Genomic DNA, 20,924 nt, shown 5'->3' on the forward strand with positions numbered 1-20,924 from the left:
ACCCCGGGCACGGACGGGTGGGCCTACGCTCGTTCCCGTGACCACACCCCCCACCGGTCTGCTGTCCCCGCCCAAGCTGCTGCTCGGGCTCGTGTGCGCCTCCGTGGTGGCCCACGCGGGGCTGGCCGTCGTGGGCGGGGCGCTCTGGGCCCAGGTCATGTCCGCGGTGCTGGCGCTGGCCGCCCTCGCGATCGTCGCCCTGCTGCTGCAGCGGCCGGTGCCGCACACGGTGCTCGCGACCGCGCTCTACGGGATGGTCGGCGTCGCCAGCTTCCTCGCCGTGCTCGGTGCGGCGCTCGCGGCGGGCGGGTCCCCGGTCGCGGGCTGGGTGGGCCCCTGGGGCATCGCCGCCGTGATCGTCGACTCGTCGGCCGTGCGGATCTCCGCGGCCGTGCTGCGCCGCGCCGAGCGGGAGCAGCAGTCCCGCGGCCCGGCAACGTGATCGTCACCCAGCCCTGACGTCCCCGGCACACGCGGTACCGATCCTCGACGCATGACGGCGGAGTGTGCGCCGCTGCGGTTCCGGGTGCTCGGCGAGGTCGAGGCGTGGGACGGCCGCGGCCGGGTGGAGCTCGGCGGGCCCAAGCAGCGGGCGCTGCTGGTGTCGCTGCTGGTCCGCGCCGGGCGCACCGTGTCCCTCGAGCAGCTGGTCGACGACCTGTGGCCCGACGAGCCGCCGCCCCGCGCCGCCGCCACGGTCCAGGTCTTCGTGTCCAACCTGCGCCGCGCGCTGGAGCCCGGCCGCACCCGCGGCACCCCGGCCCGGGTGCTGGTCACGGCCGGGCGCGGCTACCGGCTCGCCGTGGACCCGCTGACCGTCGACGCCCACGCCTTCGCCGACCTCGCAGGCCGCGGCCGCCGTGCCCTCGCCGCGGACGACCACCGCGAGGCCTCCGACCTGCTGGACCGGGCCGCCGAGCTGTGGGCCGGGCCCGCACTGGCCGGCGTCCCGGCGTCGCCGTTCGTGCAGGCCGAGGCCGCCCGCCTGGAGGAGCTGCGGCTCACCGCCGCCGAGGACCGCGCGGAGGCCGAGCTCGGCCTCGGCCGCCACCTCGCGCTCGTCCCGGACCTGGAACGGCACGTCCAGCGCCATCCACTGCGCGAGCGGTCGCGCGGCCACCTCATGCTCGCGCTGTACCGCTGCGGCCGGCAGGCCGACGCGCTCGGCGCCTACCGGGCCGGACGGGCCGTGCTGGGCGAGGAGCTCGGCCTCGAGCCCAGCCCGCGGCTGCGCGCGCTGGAGGCCGCCGTCCTCCGCCAGGACCCCCGCCTCGACGGGAGCGCGGCCCCGCGGCCGGCGCCCCGGCCCGACGCCCCCGGGCGGGTCCTCGTGGTCGACGACAGCGGCCTCAACCGGCGGCTCCTCGCCACCGCCGTCGCCGCCCAGGGCCACGAGGTGCACACCGCCGAGAACGGCACGCAGGCCCTCGACCTGCTGCGGGCCGACGAGTTCGACGTCGTCCTGCTGGACCTGATGATGCCCGTCCTCGACGGCTACTCCACCCTCGCCGCGATCAAGGCCGATCCGGGCCTCGAGCACCTCCCGGTGATCATCGTGTCGGCGGTCGGGGACACCGCGAGCGTCGTGCGCTGCATCGAGCTCGGCGCCACGGACCACCTCCCGAAACCGTTCGGCGCGGAGATGCTGCGGGCCCGGCTGCGGACCTCGCTGGCGCTCAAGCGGAGCCGGGCGGCCGAGCGGGCCGAGATCGCGCAGCTGCGCCGCCAGGTCGACCACGCCCGGGCCGCCGTGCGGTGAGACGCTCGCTGCGGACCCTCGTCACCGGGGGGCTCGGCGCCGGGGTCGTGCTGCTCGCCGTCCTGCTGCTGGTCAGCCTGGCCGCCGAGCGAAGCATGCAGGACGCGACATCCGCCGAGGCCCGCCGCTCGGAGTCGCTGCGGCTCGCCTACGAGCTGCGCCAGACCTCCGACGACCTCACCCGGATGGCGCGCAGCTACGTCGCCACGGCCGATCCCCGCTACCTCGGCTGGTTCCGCGAGATCCTCGCGATCCGCGCGGGCACCGCCCCGCGCCCGCTCGGCTACGACGGGATCTACTGGGACGTCGTCAGCGACCCCGTCGACAACCCGGACGGCAGCCGTCGCCCCACCGCCGCCGGACCACCCGTCGCCTTCGCCACCCTCGCCGCGCAGGCCGGCTTCAGCCCGCGGGAGCTGGACCTGCTGCGCACCGCGCAGAGCCGGTCCGACGCGCTGGCGCAGATCGAGGAACGGGCGTTCACCCTGGTCGGCAGGCCGGAGGCCAGCGGGCTTCTGTACGACGCCGACTACCTCCACGCCAAGGCCGAGATCATGGAACCCATCGGCCAGGTGCTCTCGCTCGTCGACACCCGCACGGCCGGCGAGACCGCGCAGGCGGCGGACCGCGCGCGGGCCTGGACGGCCACGGCCATCACCGTGGCGCTCCTGCTCCTCGCCGGCATGGCGGTCTTCGTGGGCCTCACCCGGCGGGCCGTCCTCCGTCCCGTCGCCGAGCTCGACGCCGCCACCGCCCGGATCGCCGCCGGTGAACCGGACGCGCGGGCACCGGTGAGCGGGGTGAGCGAGGTCCGGGCCCTGGCCGAGCGCTTCAACGGGATGGCCGGGCGGGTCCGCGAACGCACCGCCGAGCTGCACGCCGCGGTCGCCGCCGCGGAGGCCGCCAACTCGGCCAAGAGCACCTTCCTCGCCACCGTCAGCCACGAGATCCGCACGCCGATGAACGCCGTGATCGGCATGTCCGGGCTGCTGCTCGACGGCGAGCTCGCACCCGACCAGCGGGAGTACGCCGAGATCGTCCGCGACAGCGCGGGATCGCTGCTGTTCCTGCTCACGGACCTGCTGGACTTCGCGAAGATCGAGGCGGGCCGCCTGGACCTCGACCACGCGCCCGTCGCCGTCGCCGACTGCGTGCGCGGCGCGCTCGACCTGGTGTCCGCCGATGCCGCGGCGAAGGGCCTGGCCCTGCGGCTGGAGATCGCGCCGGGCACCCCGACCGGGCTGGTCGGGGACGGCACGCGGCTGCGGCAGGTGCTGGTGAACCTGCTGGGCAACGCCGTGAAGTTCACCGAGCGCGGCGGGATCACCGTGGCCGTGTCCGTGGCCGTGTCCGCGTCCCCCGGTGCGGTCCTCGAGTGGAGTTTCGCCGTCCGCGACACCGGCGTCGGCATCCCCCCGGACCGGCTCGACGCCGTGTTCGAGGCCTTCACCCAGGCGGACGCGTCGACCTCGCGGCGCTACGGCGGCACCGGCCTCGGCCTCGCGATCTGCCGACGGCTCTGCGCGCTGATGGGCGGCACGATCACCGCGCGGAGCGTCCTCGGGGCCGGCACCACCGTCACCGCCACCGTCCGCGCCCCGGCCGCCACGACGCCCCTGCCACCGCCCGCGCCGGTCGAGCCGCCCGCCCCCACCGGACCGCCGCTGCGGGTCCTGGTGGCCGAGGACCATCCCGTCAACCAGCGCCTGACCGCGCTGCTGCTGGAGCGGCTCGGGCACCGCGCGGACATCGTGGCCGACGGCGAGGAGGTGCTCGTCGCCCTGCGCGAGCGGCCCTACGACGTGGTCCTGATGGACGTCCGGATGCCGGGGCTCGACGGCCCCGCGGCCACCCGCAGGATCCGCGCCGAGCATCCCGGCCCCGGGCCGCGGATCGTGGCCGTGACCGCGGACGTCCGGCCGGGCGGCCGGGAGGAGTGCCTGGCCGCCGGCATGGACGAGGTCCTCACCAAACCGCTCGAGCCGCGTGCGCTGGACCGCGCGCTCGCCGGCGTCCGGCCCACCCTGGACCCGGTCGCCCTGGTGCGGCTGCGCGAGCTGGTCGGGGACGCGGAGATCGGCGGCCTGGTCGACGGGTTCCTCGACGAGGCGGCGGAGCTGCTCGACAGCCTGCGCACCGCCCTCGACGGGGGCGACACCGCGGCCGCGCAGCACGCCGCCCACACCCTCAAGGGCCTCGGCGACAGCTTCGGGGCCACCGCGCTCGCGGAGCTGTGCCGGCGGGCGGAGGTCCCCCGGCCGGCTCCCGCGCTCGCCGGACAGATCGGCGAGGAGCTCGGACGGGTGGCCGGCGCCCTGCGCCACCGCGTCTGACCTGCGCATTTGTCGGTCGTTTAGCGCGGACGGGTTCGCTCGCGGAACGGGGCCGCCGCCGTCCCCGGGCCGTGATCCCCCGTCCCTGCTCCGAAGGGCTGCGATGAGCATCGAGAACGCCCGGCGCGATCCCGCGCCGGAACCCGGCGAACTGCCCCGCGAGTCCGCCGCCAAGGAGACCCTCGAGGACTACACGCTCCGGTTCGCGCCGCGGAGCTACCGCAAGTGGTCGACCGGCGTCGTCGGGGTGACCGCGCTGGGCGGCATCGCCTATCTCGCCGACTTCGCCATCGGCGCCAACATCGGGATCTCGTACGGCACCACGAACGCCCTGTGGGGCATCCTCGTGTTCGCCGTGGTGATCTTCGCGACCGGCTTCCCGCTGGCCTACTACGCCGCCCGCTACAACCTCGACCTCGACCTGATCACCCGTGGCTCGGGCTTCGGCTACTACGGCTCGGTGGTCACCAACGTCATCTTCGCGACGTTCACCTTCATCTTCTTCGCCCTCGAGGGCTCGATCATGGCCCAGGGCCTGAAACTGGGCCTCAACATCCCGCTCTGGGTGGGCTACGCCGTCTCCACGTTGATCATCTTCCCGCTGGTGATCTACGGGATGTCGCTGCTGTCCAAGCTACAGCTGTGGACCACGCCGCTCTGGCTGGTGCTGATGGTCGCGCCCTTCGTGTACCTGCTGGTGAGCCACCCGGACTCGGTGAGCTCCTTCTTCGCCTACCAGGGCGAGAACGGCCAGGGCGCGCCCAGCATCGGCGCCGTCATGCTCGCCGCCGGCGTGTGCCTCTCGCTCATCGCGCAGATCGCCGAGCAGATCGACTACCTGCGCTTCATGCCGCCGAAGACGCCGGAGAACTCGCGGCGCTGGTGGACCTCGCTGATCCTCGCCGGCCCGGGCTGGGTGTTCTTCGGCGCGATCAAGCAGATCGTCGGGCTCTTCCTCGCCGTCTACATCATCGCCAACGTGGCCGACGGCGCCACGGTCGCCAACGAGCCCGTCCACCAGTTCCTGGAGATCTACAAGGACATCATGCCGCCGTGGGCCGCCATGACGGTGGCCGTCATCCTCGTCGTCATCTCCCAGATCAAGATCAACGTGACGAACGCCTACTCGGGCTCGCTGGCCTGGACCAACTCCTTCACCCGGATCACCAAGACGTACCCGGGCCGGCTGGTGTTCCTCGGCGTCAACCTGCTCATCGCGCTGGTCCTGATGGAAGCCAACATGTTCAGCTTCCTGAACACGATCCTCGGCTTCTACGCCAACTGCGGCATGTCCTGGGTGGTCGTGGTCGCCACGGACATCGCGATCAACAAGTACCTGCTCAAGCTCTCGCCGCTGCAGCCGGAGTTCCGCCGCGGCATGCTCTACAACGTCAACCCCGTCGGCTTCGGCTCGATGATCGTCTCGGCCGGGGTGTCCATCCTGGTCTTCTTCGGTGCCTTCGGCGCGGCGGTCCAGCCGTTCAGCCCGCTCGTCGCGATCGGCCTGGCCATCGTGCTCCCGCCGCTGCTGGCGATCGCCACCAAGGGCAAGTACTACCTGCGCCGCACCGACGACGGCATCGACCTGCCGATGCTCGACGAGCACGGCAACCCGTCGGCCGAGACGCTGCACTGCCACGTGTGCCGCCAGGACTTCGAGCGCCCGGACGTCGCGCGGTGCGAGACGCACGACGCCGTCGTCTGCTCGCTGTGCCTGTCGACGGACAAGGTCGGCGACCACGTGCTGCCGGCCCAGGCCTGACCGGAGGGGTGGAGGCCCGTCCGCGCACAGCGCGGGCGGGCCTTCCCGGTCCTGCTCCACCGAGGTGTGGGACAGCGTCATCCGCGCATCGCGCGGGCGGGCCTACCCTCCCCCCGGGACGATCACCGGGGAGGCCGGATGGACAGCACCGAGGACGACGAGAGCAGGGCGGACGGGGCTCCCGTCGCCGACAACTCGCTCGGCCGGCTGCTCGCACTGGCCGACGGGGTGTTCGCGATCGCGATGACCCTGCTCGCCCTGGACCTGCGGGTGCCGCAGCTGCCCGACGGTGCCACCGAGGCACAGCTGCTCGCCGCGCTGCGGGACGAGCTGCCGAGCGTGGGCACCTACCTGCTGAGCTTCTACGTCGTGGCCAACTACTGGCTGGGCCACCACCGGCTGATGCGCTCGGTCACCCGCACCCATCCGCGGCTGATCGTCCACACGCTGGCCCTGCTGCTGCTGGTCGCGGCCCTGCCGTTCCCCAGCTCGCTGCTCGCGGAGTACGGGAGCAGGCCGATCGCGCTGGTGATCTACGCCGGGGTCAACATCGTCGCGAGCCTCGTGATCCTCTCCCTGCGCCGCGACCTGAGGGCCTACGAGCTGCGTTCGGGACCCACCGACCGGAGCAGCTGGTTCGAGTCCGGACTGGAGGTGCGCGGGAACCTCGCGGTCTTCGCCCTGTGCATCCCGGTGGCGTACCTCGTCCCCTCGTGGGCGCCGTTCACGCTCGTGCTGCTCGCCGTCGCGGGCCGGCTGGGTGCGGTGGCCCGCTGGTGGCGGCGGCGACGGCAGTAGTTTCGGCGCATGCCCCGCGCGATCCGCTTCCACACCCTCGGCGGCCCCGAGGTCCTCACGGTCGAGGAGCTGCCGGTCCGCTCCCCCGGCCCCGGCGAGGTCCGGATCCGGGTCGACGCCGTGGGGCTCAACCGGGCCGAGGTCAACTTCCGCCGCGGGACCTACGTCGAGGCGCCGCGGCTGCCCGCCGGGCTCGGCACCGAGGCGGCCGGGGAGATCCTCGAGCTCGGGCCGGAGGTCGACGGCTGGGCCCCCGGCGACGCCGTCAGCGTCGTGCCGTCCTTCTCCCAGAACGACTATCCCGTCTATGCGGAGGAGGCGGTCGTCCCCGCCCGGTCCCTGGTGCGCCGCCCCGAGGGCATGGACGCGGTCACGGGCGCGGGTGTCTGGATGCCGTACGTGACGGTCTACGGGATGGTCGCCGAGGTCGCCCGCGTGCGGCCCGGGGACCGGGTGGTCGTCACCGCGGCCGCGAACAGCATCGGCGTCGCGGCCCTGCAGGTCCTCCGGTCCCTCGGGGCGACGCCCGTGGCGACCACCCCCACCGACGCGCACGGCGACGCCCTGCGGGCCGCGGGCGCCGCCGAGGTCGTGGTCACCGGCCCCTACGACAGCGCACCCGACTCCCTCGGCGATGCGCTGGGGAAGGCCGACCTGGTCCTCGACGCGGTCGGCGGTCCGCAGGTGGCCCAGCTCGTCCGGGCCACGGTCCCGGGCGGCACCGTGCTCGTCCACGGTGGCCTGTCCGGCCTGCCCACGCCCCTGCCGGGCGGCGCCTACGCCCCGGTGTGGCTGCGCCGCTACCTGGTCTCGGAGATCACCCGCGATCCCGCCGCGCTGCGCCGCGCCGAGGCCTTCGTGCGAGCCGGCCTCACCACGGGCGCCCTGGTCCCGCTGATCGACCGCATCTTCGCCTTCGACGAGGTCCGCGAGGCCCACGAGTACATCGACTCCCCCGACCGCGCCCCCGGCAAGCCCGTCCTCCGCGTCCGCTGAGGCGCGTTATGGAACCATAACGTCGGTTTCGGGCGTCCTGAGCAGCGTTATGGTTCCATGACGCCACCCGAGGAGCCTCAGGACCAGGGGCGTCGGGAGCGCTCGCTCCAGTAGAGCTGCGGGGGTTCGGCGAGGTCGAGGAGCTGCTCCTCGGTGTCGGGGTCGAGCTTGAGGTGGGTGGCCTCGGCGTTGCTGCGCAGCTGGGCCGCGTCCGCCGCCCCGGACAGGACGGTGGCGGCCCAGGGCTGGGCCAGGGCGGCCGCGATCGCGAGGCGGTCCACCGTGGTCCCGAGCTCCCCGGCGAGGGCGGCGGCCCGGTCGTCCGCCGCGCCCGCGGCGCCGCCCGGGGCGAGCCGCCCGTTCGCCACGACCTCCTTGACGATCACCCGCGCGCCCGCGTCCGCGGCCTCGGCGAGCGCCGGGCCCACCGAGGGTTCGAGGACGTTCCAGGTGCTCTCGAACGAGGTGAAGAGCGGATCGCGGTCGACCGTCACCTCGAGCGCGCGGCGCACCGCCTCGGCCTGGCGGGGGCCCGACGTCGAGATGCCCACGCGGATCCCGTGCTCGCGCAGGTCCGCGAGGGCGCGGTGCAGCTCCGCGTCGTCCAGCGCGCCGGTGTCCAGCGTCGCCGAGTGCACGTGGTAGATCGACAGCCGGCTGCCGAGCAGGGTCAGCGACTCGGCGGACTGGGCCGCGAAGGCCTCGGGTGAGTGGTCCTTGACCTCGTGCCGGGGCACGTCGAGCTGCCAGCCGCCGACGTACCGGTACCCCCACTTGGACCCGACCTCGACGTCGTCGGTGCCGGGCCGGGCGGCGAGCCAGCCGGCCAGGAACTCCTCGGCCCGGCCGTAGGAGCGGGCCACGTCGACGTACCGGATCCCCGCCGCGTAGGCCGCGTCGAGGACCGACCAGGTGCGTTCCCGCAGGTCGTCGACCGTGCGGTGGGCGCCGAGATCGTGCTCGCGTCCGGCGTTGATGTAGGCGGGGCGCCCGACGGCGGCCAGCCCGATCCCGAGACGTCGCACGGAGGTCACCCCTCCACGCTGCCACACGGACGCTGCAACCGTGCTGCAACCCTTGCGACGCCGCAGCGGGAGGAGTCCCCTGTCCTGTGACCAGCACCACAGCGAGCAGCACGAACAGGGAGGTCCGCATGACCCAGACCCTCGAGCCGGAGACCGGAACCAGCCCCCGCGAACGCGTCGAGGCCTGGCTCGCCGACTTCGAGGCGGCGCTCGTGGCCCGGGACGCCGAGCGGGCGGCCGGCCTCTTCGCGACGACGTCGTTCTGGCGGGACCTGATCGCGTTCACCTGGAACCTCAAGACCGTCGAGAACCGCGACGGCGTGGCGGACCTGTTGCGCGCCACCATGGAGTCCACGGACGCCCGGAACTTCGCGGCGACCGAGGAGCCCACCGAGGCGGACGGCGTGGTCGACGCCTGGATCGGCTTCGACACCGCCGTCGGCAGGGCCCGCGGCCACCTGCGGCTGACCGACGAGGGCGCCTTCACCCTGCTCACGACCCTCTACGAGCTCACCGGCCACGAGGAGCCCCAGGGCGAGAACCGGCCGATGGGCGCGGAGCACGGCGCGAACCGCGACCGCGTGACCTGGTCGGAGGCCCGCCGCGCGGAGTCGGAGGAGATGGGCCGCACCCGCGAGCCGTACGTCGTGGTCGTGGGCGGCGGGCAGGGCGGGATCGCGCTGGGGGCGCGGCTGAAGCAGCTCGGCGTGCCGCACGTCGTCGTCGACCGGTACGCGCGGCCCGGCGACCAGTGGCGCAGCCGCTACAAGTCCCTCTGCCTGCACGACCCGGTCTGGTACGACCACCTGCCGTACCTGGACTTCCCGAAGAACTGGCCGGTGTTCGCGCCCAAGGACAAGATCGCGGACTGGCTCGAGTTCTACACGAAGGTCATGGAGGTCAACTACTGGTCGCGGACGACCTGCAAGAGCGCGTCCTACGACGGGAGTGAGTGGACCGTCGTCCTGGACCGAGACGGGGAGGAGATCACCCTCCACCCGAAGCAGCTCGTCCTCGCGACGGGCATGTCCGGCAAGGCCACCGTGCCGGAGCTGCCCGGGCAGGACGTGTTCCGGGGCGAGCAGCACCACTCCTCGAAGCACCCGGGGCCCGACGCCTACAAGGACAAGAAGGTCGTGGTCATCGGGTCGAACAACTCCGCGTTCGACATCTGCGGGGCGCTGTGGGAGGTCGGCGCGGACGTCACGATGGTGCAGCGCTCGAGCACGCACATCGTCAAGTCGGACTCCCTGATGGACCTCGGCCTCGGTGACCTGTACTCCGAGCGGGCGGTGGCGGCCGGCGTCACCACGCAGAAGGCCGACATGATCTTCGCGTCGCTGCCGTACCGGATCATGCACACCTTCCAGCAGCCGGTCTACGCGGCGATCAAGGAGCGGGACCAGGAGTTCTACGACCGCCTCGAGGGCGCCGGCTTCCGCCACGACTGGGGCGACGACGACTCCGGCCTGTTCATGAAGTACCTGCGGCGGGGCTCGGGCTACTACATCGACGTCGGGGCCGCGGACCTGATCGCGAACGGCGACGTGAGGCTCGTCCAGGGCCAGGTGGTGCGCCTCACGGAGAACGCGGTGGTGCTCGCGGACGGCACCGAGCTGGAGGCCGACCTGGTCGTCTACGCGACCGGCTACGGCTCGATGAACGGCTGGGCCGCGGACCTCATCAGCCAGGAGGTCGCGGACAGGGTCGGGAAGGTGTGGGGCCTGGGCTCGGACACCACGAAGGACCCCGGCCCGTGGGAGGGCGAGCAGCGCAACATGTGGAAGCCCACCCAGCAGGAGGCGCTCTGGTTCCACGGCGGCAACCTGCACCAGAGCCGCCACTACTCGCTCTACCTGGCGCTGCAGCTCAAGGCGCGACAGGAGGGCATCCCGACGCCGGTCTACGGGCTGCAGGAGGTCCACCACACCCGCTGACCGGATCCGACGACGAGCGGGCCGGCTCCTACCCGGGGGCCGGCCCGTCCCGGTGGGCCACCAGGTGCAGCTGGGTGTCCACCCCGGTGACCTGCAGCGGGCGCAGCACGGCCCGGTTCCCGCCCGTCACCACCTGCAGGGACACCCCCGCGCGCTCGGCGGCCCGCTGTACGTGGACCAGCGCGGCGAGCCCGCGGGACGCGAGGAACCCGAGCTCGGACAGGTCCACGACCAGCGAGGACGCCTCGGCGAGCAGCCGGGTGGCCACCTCCTGCACGGCGTCCGCCTCGGCGGCGTCGATCTCGCCGCGGACCACGAGCAGCCGCTCACCGGGCGCGGGCGCGAGCACGTGCAGCTCGACCGCGTCCCCCGGGGCGTCACGACGTTCCCAGGTCACGGCGGCATCCGGACGGACGGAACCGTCGGCAGGGCTGCACACGAGCGGGAGTCCTTTCGCGAGGGGGAGCGCGCTGCTCGACTCCGACCTGTGCGGGGAGCTCGACCGTACCGTGCCCGGGAACGCGGGGCGCGGCGAACGAGTGCCTCACTTTGCTCCATCCGGGCCGCTTCGGCGCCGGAGCGTGCTGTCATGCGCACCGGATGCACCGGTCGACGGAGACCGGGGACGGACGGAGGATCGATGCTGCCCGGTGCGGAGTGCCTGGTGGAGGCCGAGCGGGTGATGGGGACCGTCCTGGACGGAGTCCGTCCGGACCAGTGGCGGACGAGGATCCCCCCGCTCCCCGACTCCCCCGACCCGACCCGACCCACCGCGTTGGACGCCCTGGTCCGCCACCACATCGCCCGCACCGCCGCGCTCGTCGACCTGCTGGCCGGGCGCGAGCACCTGGCCGGGGACGTGCTGCCGCCGCACCGGGAGGAGCTCCCCGCGCTGGCGCGCCAGGTCTCGGAGAAGGCGTGCGCGGCGGTCGCCGGGGTGGAGGACGAGGACGCCCCGGTCGGCCCGGACCGGATCCCCGCGGGCGCCTTCCTGTGGCGGGAGGCCGTGGGCCGGGCCCTGCTCGCCCACGAGGTCTCGATCCACCGGGGCTCGGTGAACCCGTTGACGGAGGGGCTGGCGCGGGCGCTGTACGACCACGTCACGCCGGACCTCGCACGCTGGCAGGAGACCGGGGTCTTCGGTCAGCCGGTCGAACCCGTCCCGGCGGACGTCTCGTGGCGGGACCGGTTCGTGATGGTGGCCGGCCACGACCCGCACCCCCTGTGGGACCGCTGAGCTACCGCTTCTCGCGCCAGGCGCGCTCGAACGGCAGCCGCCACGCGTTCGGCGCGATGAGCTGGTGGATCGCGTTCGGCCCCCACGAACCCACCGGGTAGGTCTTGACGGGCGGCGGGTCCTCGAGCAGCGGCGCCGAGCGGTCCCACAGCGACTCGATGCCGTCGGCGGTGGTGAACAGCGTGTGGTCACCCCGCATGGCGTCGAGGATCAGCCGCTCGTAGGCCTCCAGGACGTCCCCCGCGGAGTCCGTCTCCTGGGTGGAGAACTGCATGGACAGCTTCTCCAGCCGGAAACCCGGGCCGGGCCGCTTGCCGTAGAACGACAGCGACACCTTCGACGAGTCGGCGAGATCGAACGTCAGGTGGTCCGGCCCCCCGGTGCCCACCCCGGAGCCCGCGGGGAACATCGAGCGCGGCGCCTCCTTGAACGCGATCGAGATGATCCGCTGGCCCTCGGCCATCTTCTTGCCGGTGCGCAGGTAGAACGGCACGCCCGCCCAGCGCCAGTTGTCCAGGCCGACCTTGAGCGCGATGAAGGTCTCGGTGTCCGAGTCCTTCGCCACGCCCTCCTCCTCGCGGTAGCCGGAGTACTGCCCGCGCACCACGTCCCACGGGTGCACCGGCAGCAGCGAGCGGAAGACCTTGTTCTTCTCCTCGCTGATCGCGCGGGGCTCGAGCGCCGTCGGCGGCTCCATCGCGACGAACGCCATGACCTGCATCAGGTGCGTGACGACCATGTCCTTGTACGCGCCGGTGGACTCGTAGAAGTTGGCCCGCTGGTCCAACCCGAGCGTCTCGGGGATGTCGATCTGGATGTGGTCGATGAAGTTGCGGTTCCAGATGGGCTCGAACAGTCCGTTGGCGAAGCGGAAGGCGAGGATGTTCTGCGCCGCCTCCTTGCCCAGGAAGTGGTCGATCCGGAAGATCTGCGACTCGTCGAAGACGTGGTGCACGTAGTCGTTGAGCTCGATGGCGCTCTCGAGGTCGTGCCCGAAGGGCTTCTCCATGACCACGCGCGAGTTCCCGACGAGGTCGGCGTCCCGCAGCATCGCGATCACGGCCTGGGCGGCCTTCGGCGGCACGGACAGGTAGTGCAGCCGCCTGGCGTCCGCGCCGAGCTTGGCCTCCGCCTCCTTGACCGCGGCGGTCAGCCCCTCGGGCCCGGCGCTCTGCGGCACGTACGTGAGCTTCTCGGCGAAGTCCGCCCACTCCTCCTCCGGCAGCCGGTGGGTGCCGAAGTTCTGCACGCTGTTGTGCGCGAGCTGGCGGAACTCGTCCGTGGAGAGGTCCTCCATCGCGGTGCCGACGATCCGCACCGACGGCGTCAGCTCCGATTCGGACAGATACGCCAGACCCGGCAGCAGCTTGCGCTTGGCCAGGTCGCCCGTCGCGCCGAAGAGCACGATCACGTGCGGCGCAAGGGTTTCCGGATCGCGCCGGAAGGGGCGCGAGCCCGGGCCGGGGTAGGCGATCGTCTGGGGCCGGTGGGACCGCGGGTCGGTCACGGGAGCTCCTTGCGGGCGGGCGGGCAGACTTGCTCGTCAGCCGCTGACCCTAGCCCTTCCGGGCCCGCCCGGCCCCGCCCGCGGCGCCGGCCGCGATGATCGGGAGGAGGCGCTCGTCGCATTCCTTTCCGGCGCATGACCGGGACGTGAACGGCGCAGCCCCGCGGGCCCCGTCCGACCTGGGCCGACCTGGGCGGGGTGTCTGGCGCCGGCCGGCGCCGATGCGCGAGTGTGGCACCCGGGATCATGTGGAGCCCGGTCCGGACGTGGCCGGACCCGCCGGGGACAGGAGTGTCGCGATGGTCGTGCCGCAGTCGGACGCGCAGCAGTGCGAGGAGGCGATCGTCGACGCGACGAGCTTCGGCGAGCTGCTCGACCGCCGTGTCGCGGCGACGCCCGACTCCCCGATGATCACCGACACCGGAGGTGACGCGGCCACCTTCGCCGAGTTCGGCGAGCGGGTCCGCCTGCGCGCGGGCGAGCTCGCGCGACTCGGCGTCGGCCGGGGCACCACGGTGTGCTGGCAGCTGCCGGGTGAGGTGCAGACCGTCGTCACCTTCACGGCCCTGTCGGTGCTCGGCGCACGCCAGGCGCCACTGCTCGTGAGCCATCGCCTCCGGGAGCTCACCTCCGTGTTCACGGCGACGGGGCCGGAGGTGGTGCTCGTCGCGCCGGACGGGGTCGCCGTCGCCTCCGATGCCGCCACCGCGGCCGGCGTCACGCCGCGGCTCGCCACGCTCGCCGGCCTCGAGCCCGGCGAACCGCTCGGTGGCCGGGTCGACGATCCCGAGCTCGTCCGCTACCTCTACGCCACGTCCGGCTCCACGGGAACCCCCAAGCTCGTCGCCCACTGCGATCGCTCGCTGCTCTCGTGGTCGGTCGGCCAGCCGCTGCTCCAGGAGCTGGGCCCGGCCGACATCGTCGCCTTCGTCATCCCGGTCGCGCACGTCGGTGGCGCGTACATCGTCGGTTCGACGCTCGTGAGCGGCTGCACGGCCGTCGTCACCGAGGGCTTCGACCCGCAGCGCACGCCGTTCGCCCTCGCCGAGCACGACGTCACGGTGTTCTCCACGGTGCCGGCGGTCTACACCGGGCTGGTCGAGGCACAGCGCCGCACGCCCGACCGCACCCTGTTCCCGCACCTGCGCTACGGCGCGAGCGGCACGGCACCGCAGACCCCGGGCCTGTGGACCGAGGTGCGTGCGGTCCTCGGAGGCCGCGGGCTGCTCACCGGCTACGGCATGTCGGAGGCCGGGACGATCGCCGCGCCGGTGCCGGACTCGACCGACGAGCAGCTCACCGCCACCGTGGGCCGGGTGATGCCCGGGCTCGACGTGCGCATCGTCGGCTCCGACGAGCAGGTGGTCGCGACGGGGGAGGTCGGCGAGATCCGCGTGGCCGGCCCTGGCGTGTTCCGCGGCTACCTCGACCCGCCGACCGGCGAGGTGGCGGCCGGCCCGGAGGTCGTCGACGCCGCCGGCTACCTGCGCACCGGCGATCTGGGGCGCCGGCGCGCCGACGGGTGCCTCCAGGTGACCGGCCGGCTGAAGGACGTGATCATCCGCAAGGGCGAGAACGTGAGCCCGCGCGAGGTCGAGGAGGTGCTGTACGGCATGCCCGGGATCCGCGACGTCGTCGTCTACGGCATCCCCGATCCCGAGCTCGGCGAGCGGGTGTGCGCCGCGGTCGTGCCGGCGGCGGCCGCGGTCCCCACGCTGTCCGACGTGTACGACTTCTGCGTCGCGGCGGGGCTGATGGTGCAGAAGATCCCCCAGCGCCTCGACGTGTTCGACGAGCTGCCGCGCACCGCGCTCGGCAAGCCCGACAAGGTGCGTCTGCGCGAGTGGGCGCACGGTGCCGGGACGGGCAGGAGCTGACCCGGGCGGCCCAGCCCGCTCGGGCGGGCGGGCGAGTCCGGGCCGCCACCCGGCGCCCCCGGTACGGTCGCCCGATGCTTCCCCCGCTGCGCTCGCGGCTGCGCCGGGTCCGTGGGATCGCCCGCTCGCTCGCGATGTACCACGGCATCCCGGGCCGGCACCGCCGGCTCGTCGCCTTCTACGGGCAGTTCCTGGCCCCGGGAGACGTCGCGATCGACGTCGGGGCGCACGTCGGCAGCCGGGTCCGGGCCTGGCGGACGCTCGGGGCCCGGGTGGTCGCCGTCGAGCCGCAGCCGGACTGCCTGCGCGTGCTGCGGCTGCTGTTCGGCCGGGACCGTGGCGTCACGATCCTGCCGGTGGCCCTGGGTGCGGAACCCGGGACCGCCCGGCTCGGCATCTCGACGGCCACCCCGACCGTCTCGTCGATGGCCCCGGACTGGATCGACTCGGTGAGCACGGACCGCAGCTTCGCGGCCGTGCGCTGGGACTCGACGGTCGAGGTCGAGGTGACCACGCTCGACGCGCTGGTGGCCACGCACGGCGTCCCGGCCTTCTGCAAGATCGACGTCGAGGGCTTCGAGGGCGAGGTGCTGGCCGGGCTCACGCGGGCGCTGCCGGCCCTGTCGGTGGAGTACCTGCCGCCCGCGCACGACGCCACCCTCGCCGTCCTCGACCGCATCGAGGAGCTCGGCTCCTACGAGTGGGCCTACTCCCCCGTGGAGACCATGCGGTTCACCGAGGACGGCTGGACCGACCGCGCGGGGCTCGACGCGATCCTGACCCGCCGCCGCCCCCTCGGCCGCTCCGGCGACGTCTACGCCCGCCTCCTCGTCCCGTGATCATCGTGAGCGCTGCCCGGCGGCCGTCGGTGGCCGCCGCGCACCGCACCTGACGATCACCCGCCGTACACCACGTCCCCCGCGATCAGCACGTCGTCGTCCACGACGTGGACCGCGCGGTTCGTGAGCACGATGCCCTCGGCGACGCGGGCCGTCCCCAGGTCCCCGACGCCCTCCCGGCCCGCCCCGATGATCTTCGGTGCGGTCCCGACGACGAGCCGGTCGACCAGCCGCGCCGCGAGCAGCGACGTGATCACCCGGCCGCCGCCCTCGACCATCAGGCTGCGCACGCCCTCGGCCCGCAACGCCGCCAACGCCGCGGCGAGGTCCACACCGCCGGGCCCGTCCGGCAGGACGCGCACGCCGGCCCCCGTCGCGCGCACCCGCTCCCGGTCGCGCTCGCTCGAGCGCGAGGTGGTCAGGACGATCGTCGGGGGCTCGCCGGCCAGCAGGTTCGCGCCCGCCGGGATCCGGAGGGTGGAGTCGAGCACGATCCGCACCGGGGAGGCGCCCGGGACCAGCCGGACGTCGAGGCGCGGATCGTCCGAGAGCACCGTGCCGACGCCGACCATGATCGCGTCGCAGGCCGCGCGCAGGGCGTGCGACACGGTGCGCTCGCCCTCCCCGCTGATCCACTTCGAGTCCCCCGACGCGGTCGCGATCCGGCCGTCGAGCGTCTGGGCGTACTTGACCAGCACGTACGGCCGGTCCGGCGGCGGCTCGACCGCGCCGAGCAGCGCGAGCGCGTCCGGCGGGGCCAGCCGCGGCCGGGGCAGCGGGATGCCGGTGGGGTCCCCGTGGCCGAGCCGCTGCTCCTTGGTGTGCAGGTAGGCGGCACTGCGGGCGTGCGCGGCCGTCCGCAGGGCCTCCGTGGTCCCGACGGCGATGCCGGCGGCCCGCAGCCCCCGGGCCTTGTCGGGGTTGTTGGTGAGCAGCCGTACCTCGTCCACGCCGAGGGCGGCGAGCACCCGGGCGGCGTCGTCGTAGGTGCGGGCGTCGACCGGCAGGCCCAGCCGCAGGTTGGCGTCGACGGTGTCGGCGCCGGCGTCCTGCTCGACGTACGCGCGCAGCTTCCCGATCAGCCCGATCCCGCGGCCCTCCTGCCCGGTCGCGTAGAGCACCACACCGCGGCCCTCGACGGCGATCCGGCGCAGGGCCGCCGCGAGCTGCACGCCGCAGTCGCAGCGCAGCGAGCCCAGGACGTCACCGGTCAGGCACTCGGAGTGCAGCCGGGTCAGCACCGGGCCGCCGGTCGTCACGTCGCCGCGGCACAGCGCCAGATAGGTCAGCGGCCGGATCTCCACGGCGGCCGCCCGGAACTCGCCGAACCGGGTCGGCAGCGGCACCTCCACGGCGATCCGCAGGTCCTCGTACACGCCGGTCACGAGGCGCTCCTCTCGGGTTCGCGGGCGGGTGCCCGCAGGAACAGGGGGGCGGCGACGCCGGGAAGGCAGGCGACGAGCGCCAGGACGCCGTAGACGACCGCGGTCGCGAGCCCCTGCGCCGCACCGAGACCGACCGCCCCGAACGCCAGGGACAGCACGCCCTCGCGCGGACCCCAGCCGCCGATGGTGACGGGCAGGGCCATGGCCAGCAGCCCGAGCACGAGCAGCGGCAGCAGGGTGCCGAGCGGCGCGGCGACGCCCGCGGAGCGCGCGGCCACCACGAACAGCGCCAGGTACCCGGCCAGCGCGAGCACCGACAGCCCGAGGACCGCCGGCCAGTGCGCGAGCACCCCGGTGCGCAGGTCCGCCCGAAGCGCGGTCGCGTGCCGGGCCAGGCGCCCCCGCGCCAGCACGGCGACGAGCCCGACCGCCAGCAGGAGGACGGAGGCGGGCAGGGCGAAGGCGCGCAGCTGTTCCCGCACGCCCGGCGAGGCGAGCACGACCCCGAGCCCGACGACCACGATCGCCGCCTGACCCGCCACCCGCTCGATCGCGACTGCCCGCGCCCCCCGCCCGACGTCCCCGACCTCCCGCCCGTAGCGGACGGCCCGGTGCACGTCCCCGAGCACCCCCGCGGGCAGCACCGAGTTCAGCAGCGTGGCGCGATAGGTCGCGGCGACCGCCGTCGTCATCCGCAGCGGCAGCCCCAGCCCCCGCGCCACGACCCACCACCGCCCCGCCGCCGCCAGCGTCGTGCCCATCCCGAGCCCCAGCGCCGTCAGCAACGCCGGGACCGAGATCCCCCGGACCGCGGCGAGCACGGCGGAGAGATCGACCCGCCACGCCACGACCCCGAGCACGACCACCCCGGCCAGCACCCGCAGCCCGGACCACCCCCGACCCCGCGAGTCGGCACTTCTCGTAGGCCGAAACACACATCTGCGACGTGGTCCGTCGGTGTTGCGGACCGGTCCGTCCTCGGGGGGAGTACCCGGTCGCGTGCTCGGCAGGCCGGTCGTCCCCCGCGGGCCGTGCCCCGGGTCCGTGGGACCGGCGGCCCGGGTCCGCGTGAACCAGGACCCCGGGCCTGCCGGACCGGCGGCCTCGGCCCCGGGCGCTCCGACGATCGTCACGACCCACCTCCCGGCACCGCGAGCAGGTCCACGTGCCCGACCTCCACGGTCAGCTCCCCCGCCGCGAGCTCCGCGAGCCGGCGACCCAGATATCCCGGCGCCGCCGCGGCCAGCCGCGGCTCCTGCTCGCAGGCCGCGGAGATCCAGCCCCGCAACCACTCCTCCGTCAGCGCGGCCCGCGCAGGACCGAGCCGCCACGGCGTCTCCCGGACGGTCACGGTGTACCCCGCCCGCTCGAACGCGGCGGTCGCGGCGGGTCCGGCGTCCGGCCCGAGCAGCCGTCGCCCGCCCACCCGGCGGCGCTGGTGCGCGTCGAAGGCCGCCGCGAACTCCGCGTCGAGCGGCGAGGCCGGACCGAACCGCACCCGCCCGCTGACGCTCAGGGCGAACAGCGCGGTCCGCCCGGCGCAGGCCTCCACCAGGTCGACGACCTCGTCCGAGGTCAGCAGGTCGAGCAGCGCCGAGGCCGTGACCAGGTCCGTGCCCCCGAGGTCCGCGGCGGTGAGCCCGGTGAGGTCGCCGAGGACCGCGTCGGCCCGCACCGGTCCCCCGTTCGCACCGCACCGCGGCATTCCGGCGAGCGCCCGGTCCAGCAGCACCGGATCGCGGTCGTGCAGGCGCCAGACCTGCGGCCCGGGCAGCAGCGGCGCGAGCCAGCGGCCCATCGACCCGCTGCCGCACCCGAGATCGGTGACCGTCCGGATGCCCGACAGACGATCGACGAGCGAGCGGTCGCGGGCCTCGGCGTCCGCGGGCTCGCGCAACGCCAGCCAGTCCGGCGTGCACACGGGTGATCCCGTGGCGCTCAGCCGCGCCGACCACGGCGCCCCCTGCTCCGGCACGACCTGCGCGGACACAGCGCTCCCCGCAGCGACCGACCTCCCGGTCGGAGGCGCCGCCCCGACGATCCGGAGCACCTCCCCCACCCGCGCCGCCGTGACCTCCCACCCCTCCAGGGTGGACCGCCGCCCGTCCGCCACCCGCCGCAGCTCCGCCCGCAGCGACGGCTCGGTCAGCCACCGCCGCAGAGCCTCCGCCAACCCCCCGGGCTCCACGAGCAGTCCCGGCACGCGACCACCCGGGGCGACCCCGAGCGCCTCCGGCACCCCACCCACCCGCGAGGCGATCACCGGGATCCCCCGCGCGAGGGCCTCGGTGACCACCATCCCGTACGACTCCACCCGCGACGGCACCACGAGCACGTCCGCCGCCGCGTACGTCGCCTCCAGCGCGGCCCCCGTGCGCGGCCCCGTGACCTGCACCCGCCCGGCGAGGTCCGGCTGGGCGGGACCGGCTCCCGGGGCCCGACCGAGCCGCAGAGCCGCCGCGAACTCCGGGTCCCGGACGACCGGCCCCACCAGGTCGCACGTCCACGGCAGCTCCGCCACCTCGGCCAGCTCCGCCACCTCGGCCAGTGCCGCGACCAGCAGGTCCTGCCCCTTGGTCGGGGTCAGGGAGCCGACGCAGAGCAGCCGCCCCCGCCCGTCCGTGCCGGTCGCCCGCGGCGCCGGATCCACCCCGGGCGGGACGACGTGCACCCGCTCCCGGTCGACGCCGTGCCAGGAGATCACCCGCTCCGCCGTCCACCGGCTCGTCGCGACCACGGCGGCGGCCGCGCGCAGGACGGTGCCCTCCCGCGCGTCGAGCGACGAGTCCGCGCCGATCTCCGCCCCGAGCGGCAGGTGGACGAGCACCACGATCCGCAGCCGCTCCGCCTGCGGCACCACGACCTCCGGGGCCGGGCAGGCGACGAGACCGTCGAGCAGCACCACCGCGCCGTCCGGGAGCCCGGCGAGCACCCGGTCCAGCGCCGCCGGGTCCCCCGCCTCGAGCCCACGCGCGCCGAGCCCCGCGATCACCCGCCGGTCGTAGGCGTTCCCGCCGCTGGTCAGCGCCGGGTCGTCGAGGCCGGCGGGGACGACGACGGCGAGCGTCCCGAGGGTCACAGGGATCGCTCGTAGCTCGCGGAGGCGACGTGCGACTCGTGCAGCACGACCGACACCCCCGCCAGCCCCCGCGCCCCCTCGCCGAGGGCGCCGGCCTCCACCTCGGCGACCAGCTTGTCCGCGACCCACTTCGCCAGGTACTCCGTGGACGTGTTGATCCCCGGGAACAGCTCGTCGAGGTTGCGGTAGTTGATCTCCGCGAGCACGGCGCCGAGCCGCGCGGTGGCGAGCCCGATGTCGACGACGAGCCCGTCGCCGTCGAGCTCCGCGCGGCGGAAGGTCGCGTCGACCACGTAGGTCGCGCCGTGCAGCCGCTGGGCCGGTCCGAAGACCTCGCCGCGGAAGCTGTGGGCGATCATGACGTGATCGCGCACGGTGATGCCGAACACC

At 74.4% G+C, this 20,924-nt stretch carries 17 protein-coding genes; 10 read left to right on the forward strand and 7 right to left on the reverse strand.

Features of this window, described 5'->3' with window-relative positions:
- Positions 1–37 precede the first annotated feature (37 nt).
- The 6 genes from ABD324_RS05835 (at position 38) to ABD324_RS05860 (ending at position 7,648) form a co-directional block, all read left to right on the forward strand.
- Positions 38–442, forward strand: a complete 405-nt coding sequence (locus ABD324_RS05835; protein WP_344413129.1) for a hypothetical protein — start codon at positions 38–40, stop codon at positions 440–442.
- A gap of 51 nt (positions 443–493) precedes the next feature.
- Positions 494–1,759: a BTAD domain-containing putative transcriptional regulator gene (locus ABD324_RS05840; protein WP_344413130.1), complete on the forward strand. Its 1,266-nt coding sequence runs from the start codon at positions 494–496 to the stop codon at positions 1,757–1,759.
- Positions 1,756–4,092, forward strand: a complete 2,337-nt coding sequence (locus ABD324_RS05845) for a hybrid sensor histidine kinase/response regulator (protein WP_344413132.1) — start codon at positions 1,756–1,758, stop codon at positions 4,090–4,092. The genes ABD324_RS05840 and ABD324_RS05845 overlap by 4 nt, the downstream gene beginning before the upstream one ends.
- A 103-nt stretch (positions 4,093–4,195) precedes the next feature.
- A complete protein-coding gene (locus ABD324_RS05850) occupies positions 4,196–5,854 on the forward strand; it encodes a purine-cytosine permease family protein (protein ID WP_344413133.1) in 1,659 nt (552 codons plus the stop codon).
- Between the two features lie 138 nt (positions 5,855–5,992).
- A complete protein-coding gene (locus tag ABD324_RS05855; RefSeq protein WP_344413134.1) occupies positions 5,993–6,652 on the forward strand; it encodes a TMEM175 family protein in 660 nt (219 codons plus the stop codon).
- A 9-nt stretch (positions 6,653–6,661) separates the two neighbouring features.
- A complete protein-coding gene (locus tag ABD324_RS05860) occupies positions 6,662–7,648 on the forward strand; it encodes a zinc-dependent alcohol dehydrogenase family protein (RefSeq protein ID WP_344413135.1) in 987 nt (328 codons plus the stop codon).
- A 77-nt stretch (positions 7,649–7,725) separates the two neighbouring features.
- Here the strand turns inward: ABD324_RS05860 and ABD324_RS05865 are convergent, their stop codons facing one another.
- Positions 7,726–8,682 carry an aldo/keto reductase gene (locus tag ABD324_RS05865; protein ID WP_344413136.1) on the reverse strand — a complete coding sequence of 319 codons (957 nt, stop codon included), beginning with the start codon at positions 8,680–8,682 and terminating at the stop codon, positions 7,726–7,728.
- A gap of 119 nt (positions 8,683–8,801) precedes the next feature.
- On the opposite strand from ABD324_RS05865, the gene ABD324_RS05870 reads away from it, so the two are divergent.
- Positions 8,802–10,610, forward strand: a complete 1,809-nt coding sequence (locus ABD324_RS05870) for an FAD-dependent oxidoreductase (protein WP_344413137.1) — start codon at positions 8,802–8,804, stop codon at positions 10,608–10,610.
- A gap of 28 nt (positions 10,611–10,638) precedes the next feature.
- Here the strand turns inward: ABD324_RS05870 and ABD324_RS05875 are convergent, their stop codons facing one another.
- On the reverse strand, positions 10,639–11,007 hold the full coding sequence (locus ABD324_RS05875) for an STAS domain-containing protein (protein WP_344413139.1): 369 nt from the start codon (positions 11,005–11,007) through the stop codon (positions 10,639–10,641).
- A gap of 243 nt (positions 11,008–11,250) precedes the next feature.
- Between ABD324_RS05875 and ABD324_RS05880 the strand changes: the two genes are divergently transcribed.
- The gene (locus tag ABD324_RS05880) at positions 11,251–11,847 is read left to right on the forward strand and encodes a hypothetical protein (RefSeq protein ID WP_344413141.1); all 597 of its coding nucleotides are present in this window, start codon (positions 11,251–11,253) and stop codon (positions 11,845–11,847) included.
- 1 nt (position 11,848) lies between these two features.
- On the opposite strand, the gene zwf is transcribed toward ABD324_RS05880, so the two are convergent.
- Positions 11,849–13,354, reverse strand: coding sequence for a glucose-6-phosphate dehydrogenase (gene zwf, locus ABD324_RS05885; RefSeq protein WP_344413143.1), 1,506 nt, complete (start codon positions 13,352–13,354; stop codon positions 11,849–11,851).
- A 299-nt stretch (positions 13,355–13,653) separates the two neighbouring features.
- Here zwf and ABD324_RS05890 point away from each other — a divergent pair, with 299 nt between their 5' ends.
- Together ABD324_RS05890 and ABD324_RS05895 are read left to right on the forward strand one after the other, a co-directional pair.
- Entirely contained in the window at positions 13,654–15,231 is a 1,578-nt protein-coding gene (locus ABD324_RS05890) for a class I adenylate-forming enzyme family protein (RefSeq protein WP_344413145.1), read from the forward strand.
- A 74-nt stretch (positions 15,232–15,305) separates the two neighbouring features.
- Positions 15,306–16,070, forward strand: a complete 765-nt coding sequence (locus ABD324_RS05895) for an FkbM family methyltransferase (protein WP_344413147.1) — start codon at positions 15,306–15,308, stop codon at positions 16,068–16,070.
- Positions 16,071–16,126: 56 nt separating this feature from the next.
- Here ABD324_RS05895 and ribA read toward each other — a convergent pair whose 3' ends face one another.
- The 4 genes from ribA to ABD324_RS05915 all read right to left on the reverse strand — a co-directional run bounded on the left by ribA (position 16,127) and on the right by ABD324_RS05915 (position 20,923).
- Positions 16,127–17,455, reverse strand: a complete 1,329-nt coding sequence (gene ribA / locus ABD324_RS05900; RefSeq protein ID WP_344413149.1) for a GTP cyclohydrolase II RibA — start codon at positions 17,453–17,455, stop codon at positions 16,127–16,129.
- A complete protein-coding gene (locus ABD324_RS05905; RefSeq protein ID WP_344413151.1) occupies positions 17,452–18,333 on the reverse strand; it encodes a lysylphosphatidylglycerol synthase transmembrane domain-containing protein in 882 nt (293 codons plus the stop codon). The genes ribA and ABD324_RS05905 overlap by 4 nt, the downstream gene beginning before the upstream one ends.
- Positions 18,334–18,584: 251 nt before the next feature.
- Entirely contained in the window at positions 18,585–20,534 is a 1,950-nt protein-coding gene (locus ABD324_RS05910; protein WP_344413153.1) for a glycosyltransferase, read from the reverse strand.
- A complete protein-coding gene (locus ABD324_RS05915) occupies positions 20,531–20,923 on the reverse strand; it encodes a 6-pyruvoyl trahydropterin synthase family protein (RefSeq protein WP_344413155.1) in 393 nt (130 codons plus the stop codon). The genes ABD324_RS05910 and ABD324_RS05915 overlap by 4 nt, the downstream gene beginning before the upstream one ends.
- Position 20,924 lies beyond the last annotated feature (1 nt).

Origin of the sequence: Pseudonocardia ailaonensis (genome assembly GCF_039531635.1) — a bacterium.
Taxonomy (GTDB): domain Bacteria; phylum Actinomycetota; class Actinomycetes; order Mycobacteriales; family Pseudonocardiaceae; genus Pseudonocardia; species Pseudonocardia ailaonensis.

Coding starts and splice junctions, on each gene's coding strand:
- ABD324_RS05840 (WP_344413130.1), top strand. CDS start 494: ATGACGGCGGAGTGTGCGCCGCTGCGGTTCCGGGTGCTCGGCGAGGTC.
- ABD324_RS05850 (WP_344413133.1), top strand. CDS start 4,196: ATGAGCATCGAGAACGCCCGGCGCGATCCCGCGCCGGAACCCGGCGAA.
- ABD324_RS05855 (WP_344413134.1), top strand. CDS start 5,993: ATGGACAGCACCGAGGACGACGAGAGCAGGGCGGACGGGGCTCCCGTC.
- ABD324_RS05860 (WP_344413135.1), top strand. CDS start 6,662: ATGCCCCGCGCGATCCGCTTCCACACCCTCGGCGGCCCCGAGGTCCTC.
- ABD324_RS05870 (WP_344413137.1), top strand. CDS start 8,802: ATGACCCAGACCCTCGAGCCGGAGACCGGAACCAGCCCCCGCGAACGC.
- ABD324_RS05880 (WP_344413141.1), top strand. CDS start 11,251: ATGCTGCCCGGTGCGGAGTGCCTGGTGGAGGCCGAGCGGGTGATGGGG.
- ABD324_RS05890 (WP_344413145.1), top strand. CDS start 13,654: ATGGTCGTGCCGCAGTCGGACGCGCAGCAGTGCGAGGAGGCGATCGTC.
- ABD324_RS05895 (WP_344413147.1), top strand. CDS start 15,306: ATGCTTCCCCCGCTGCGCTCGCGGCTGCGCCGGGTCCGTGGGATCGCC.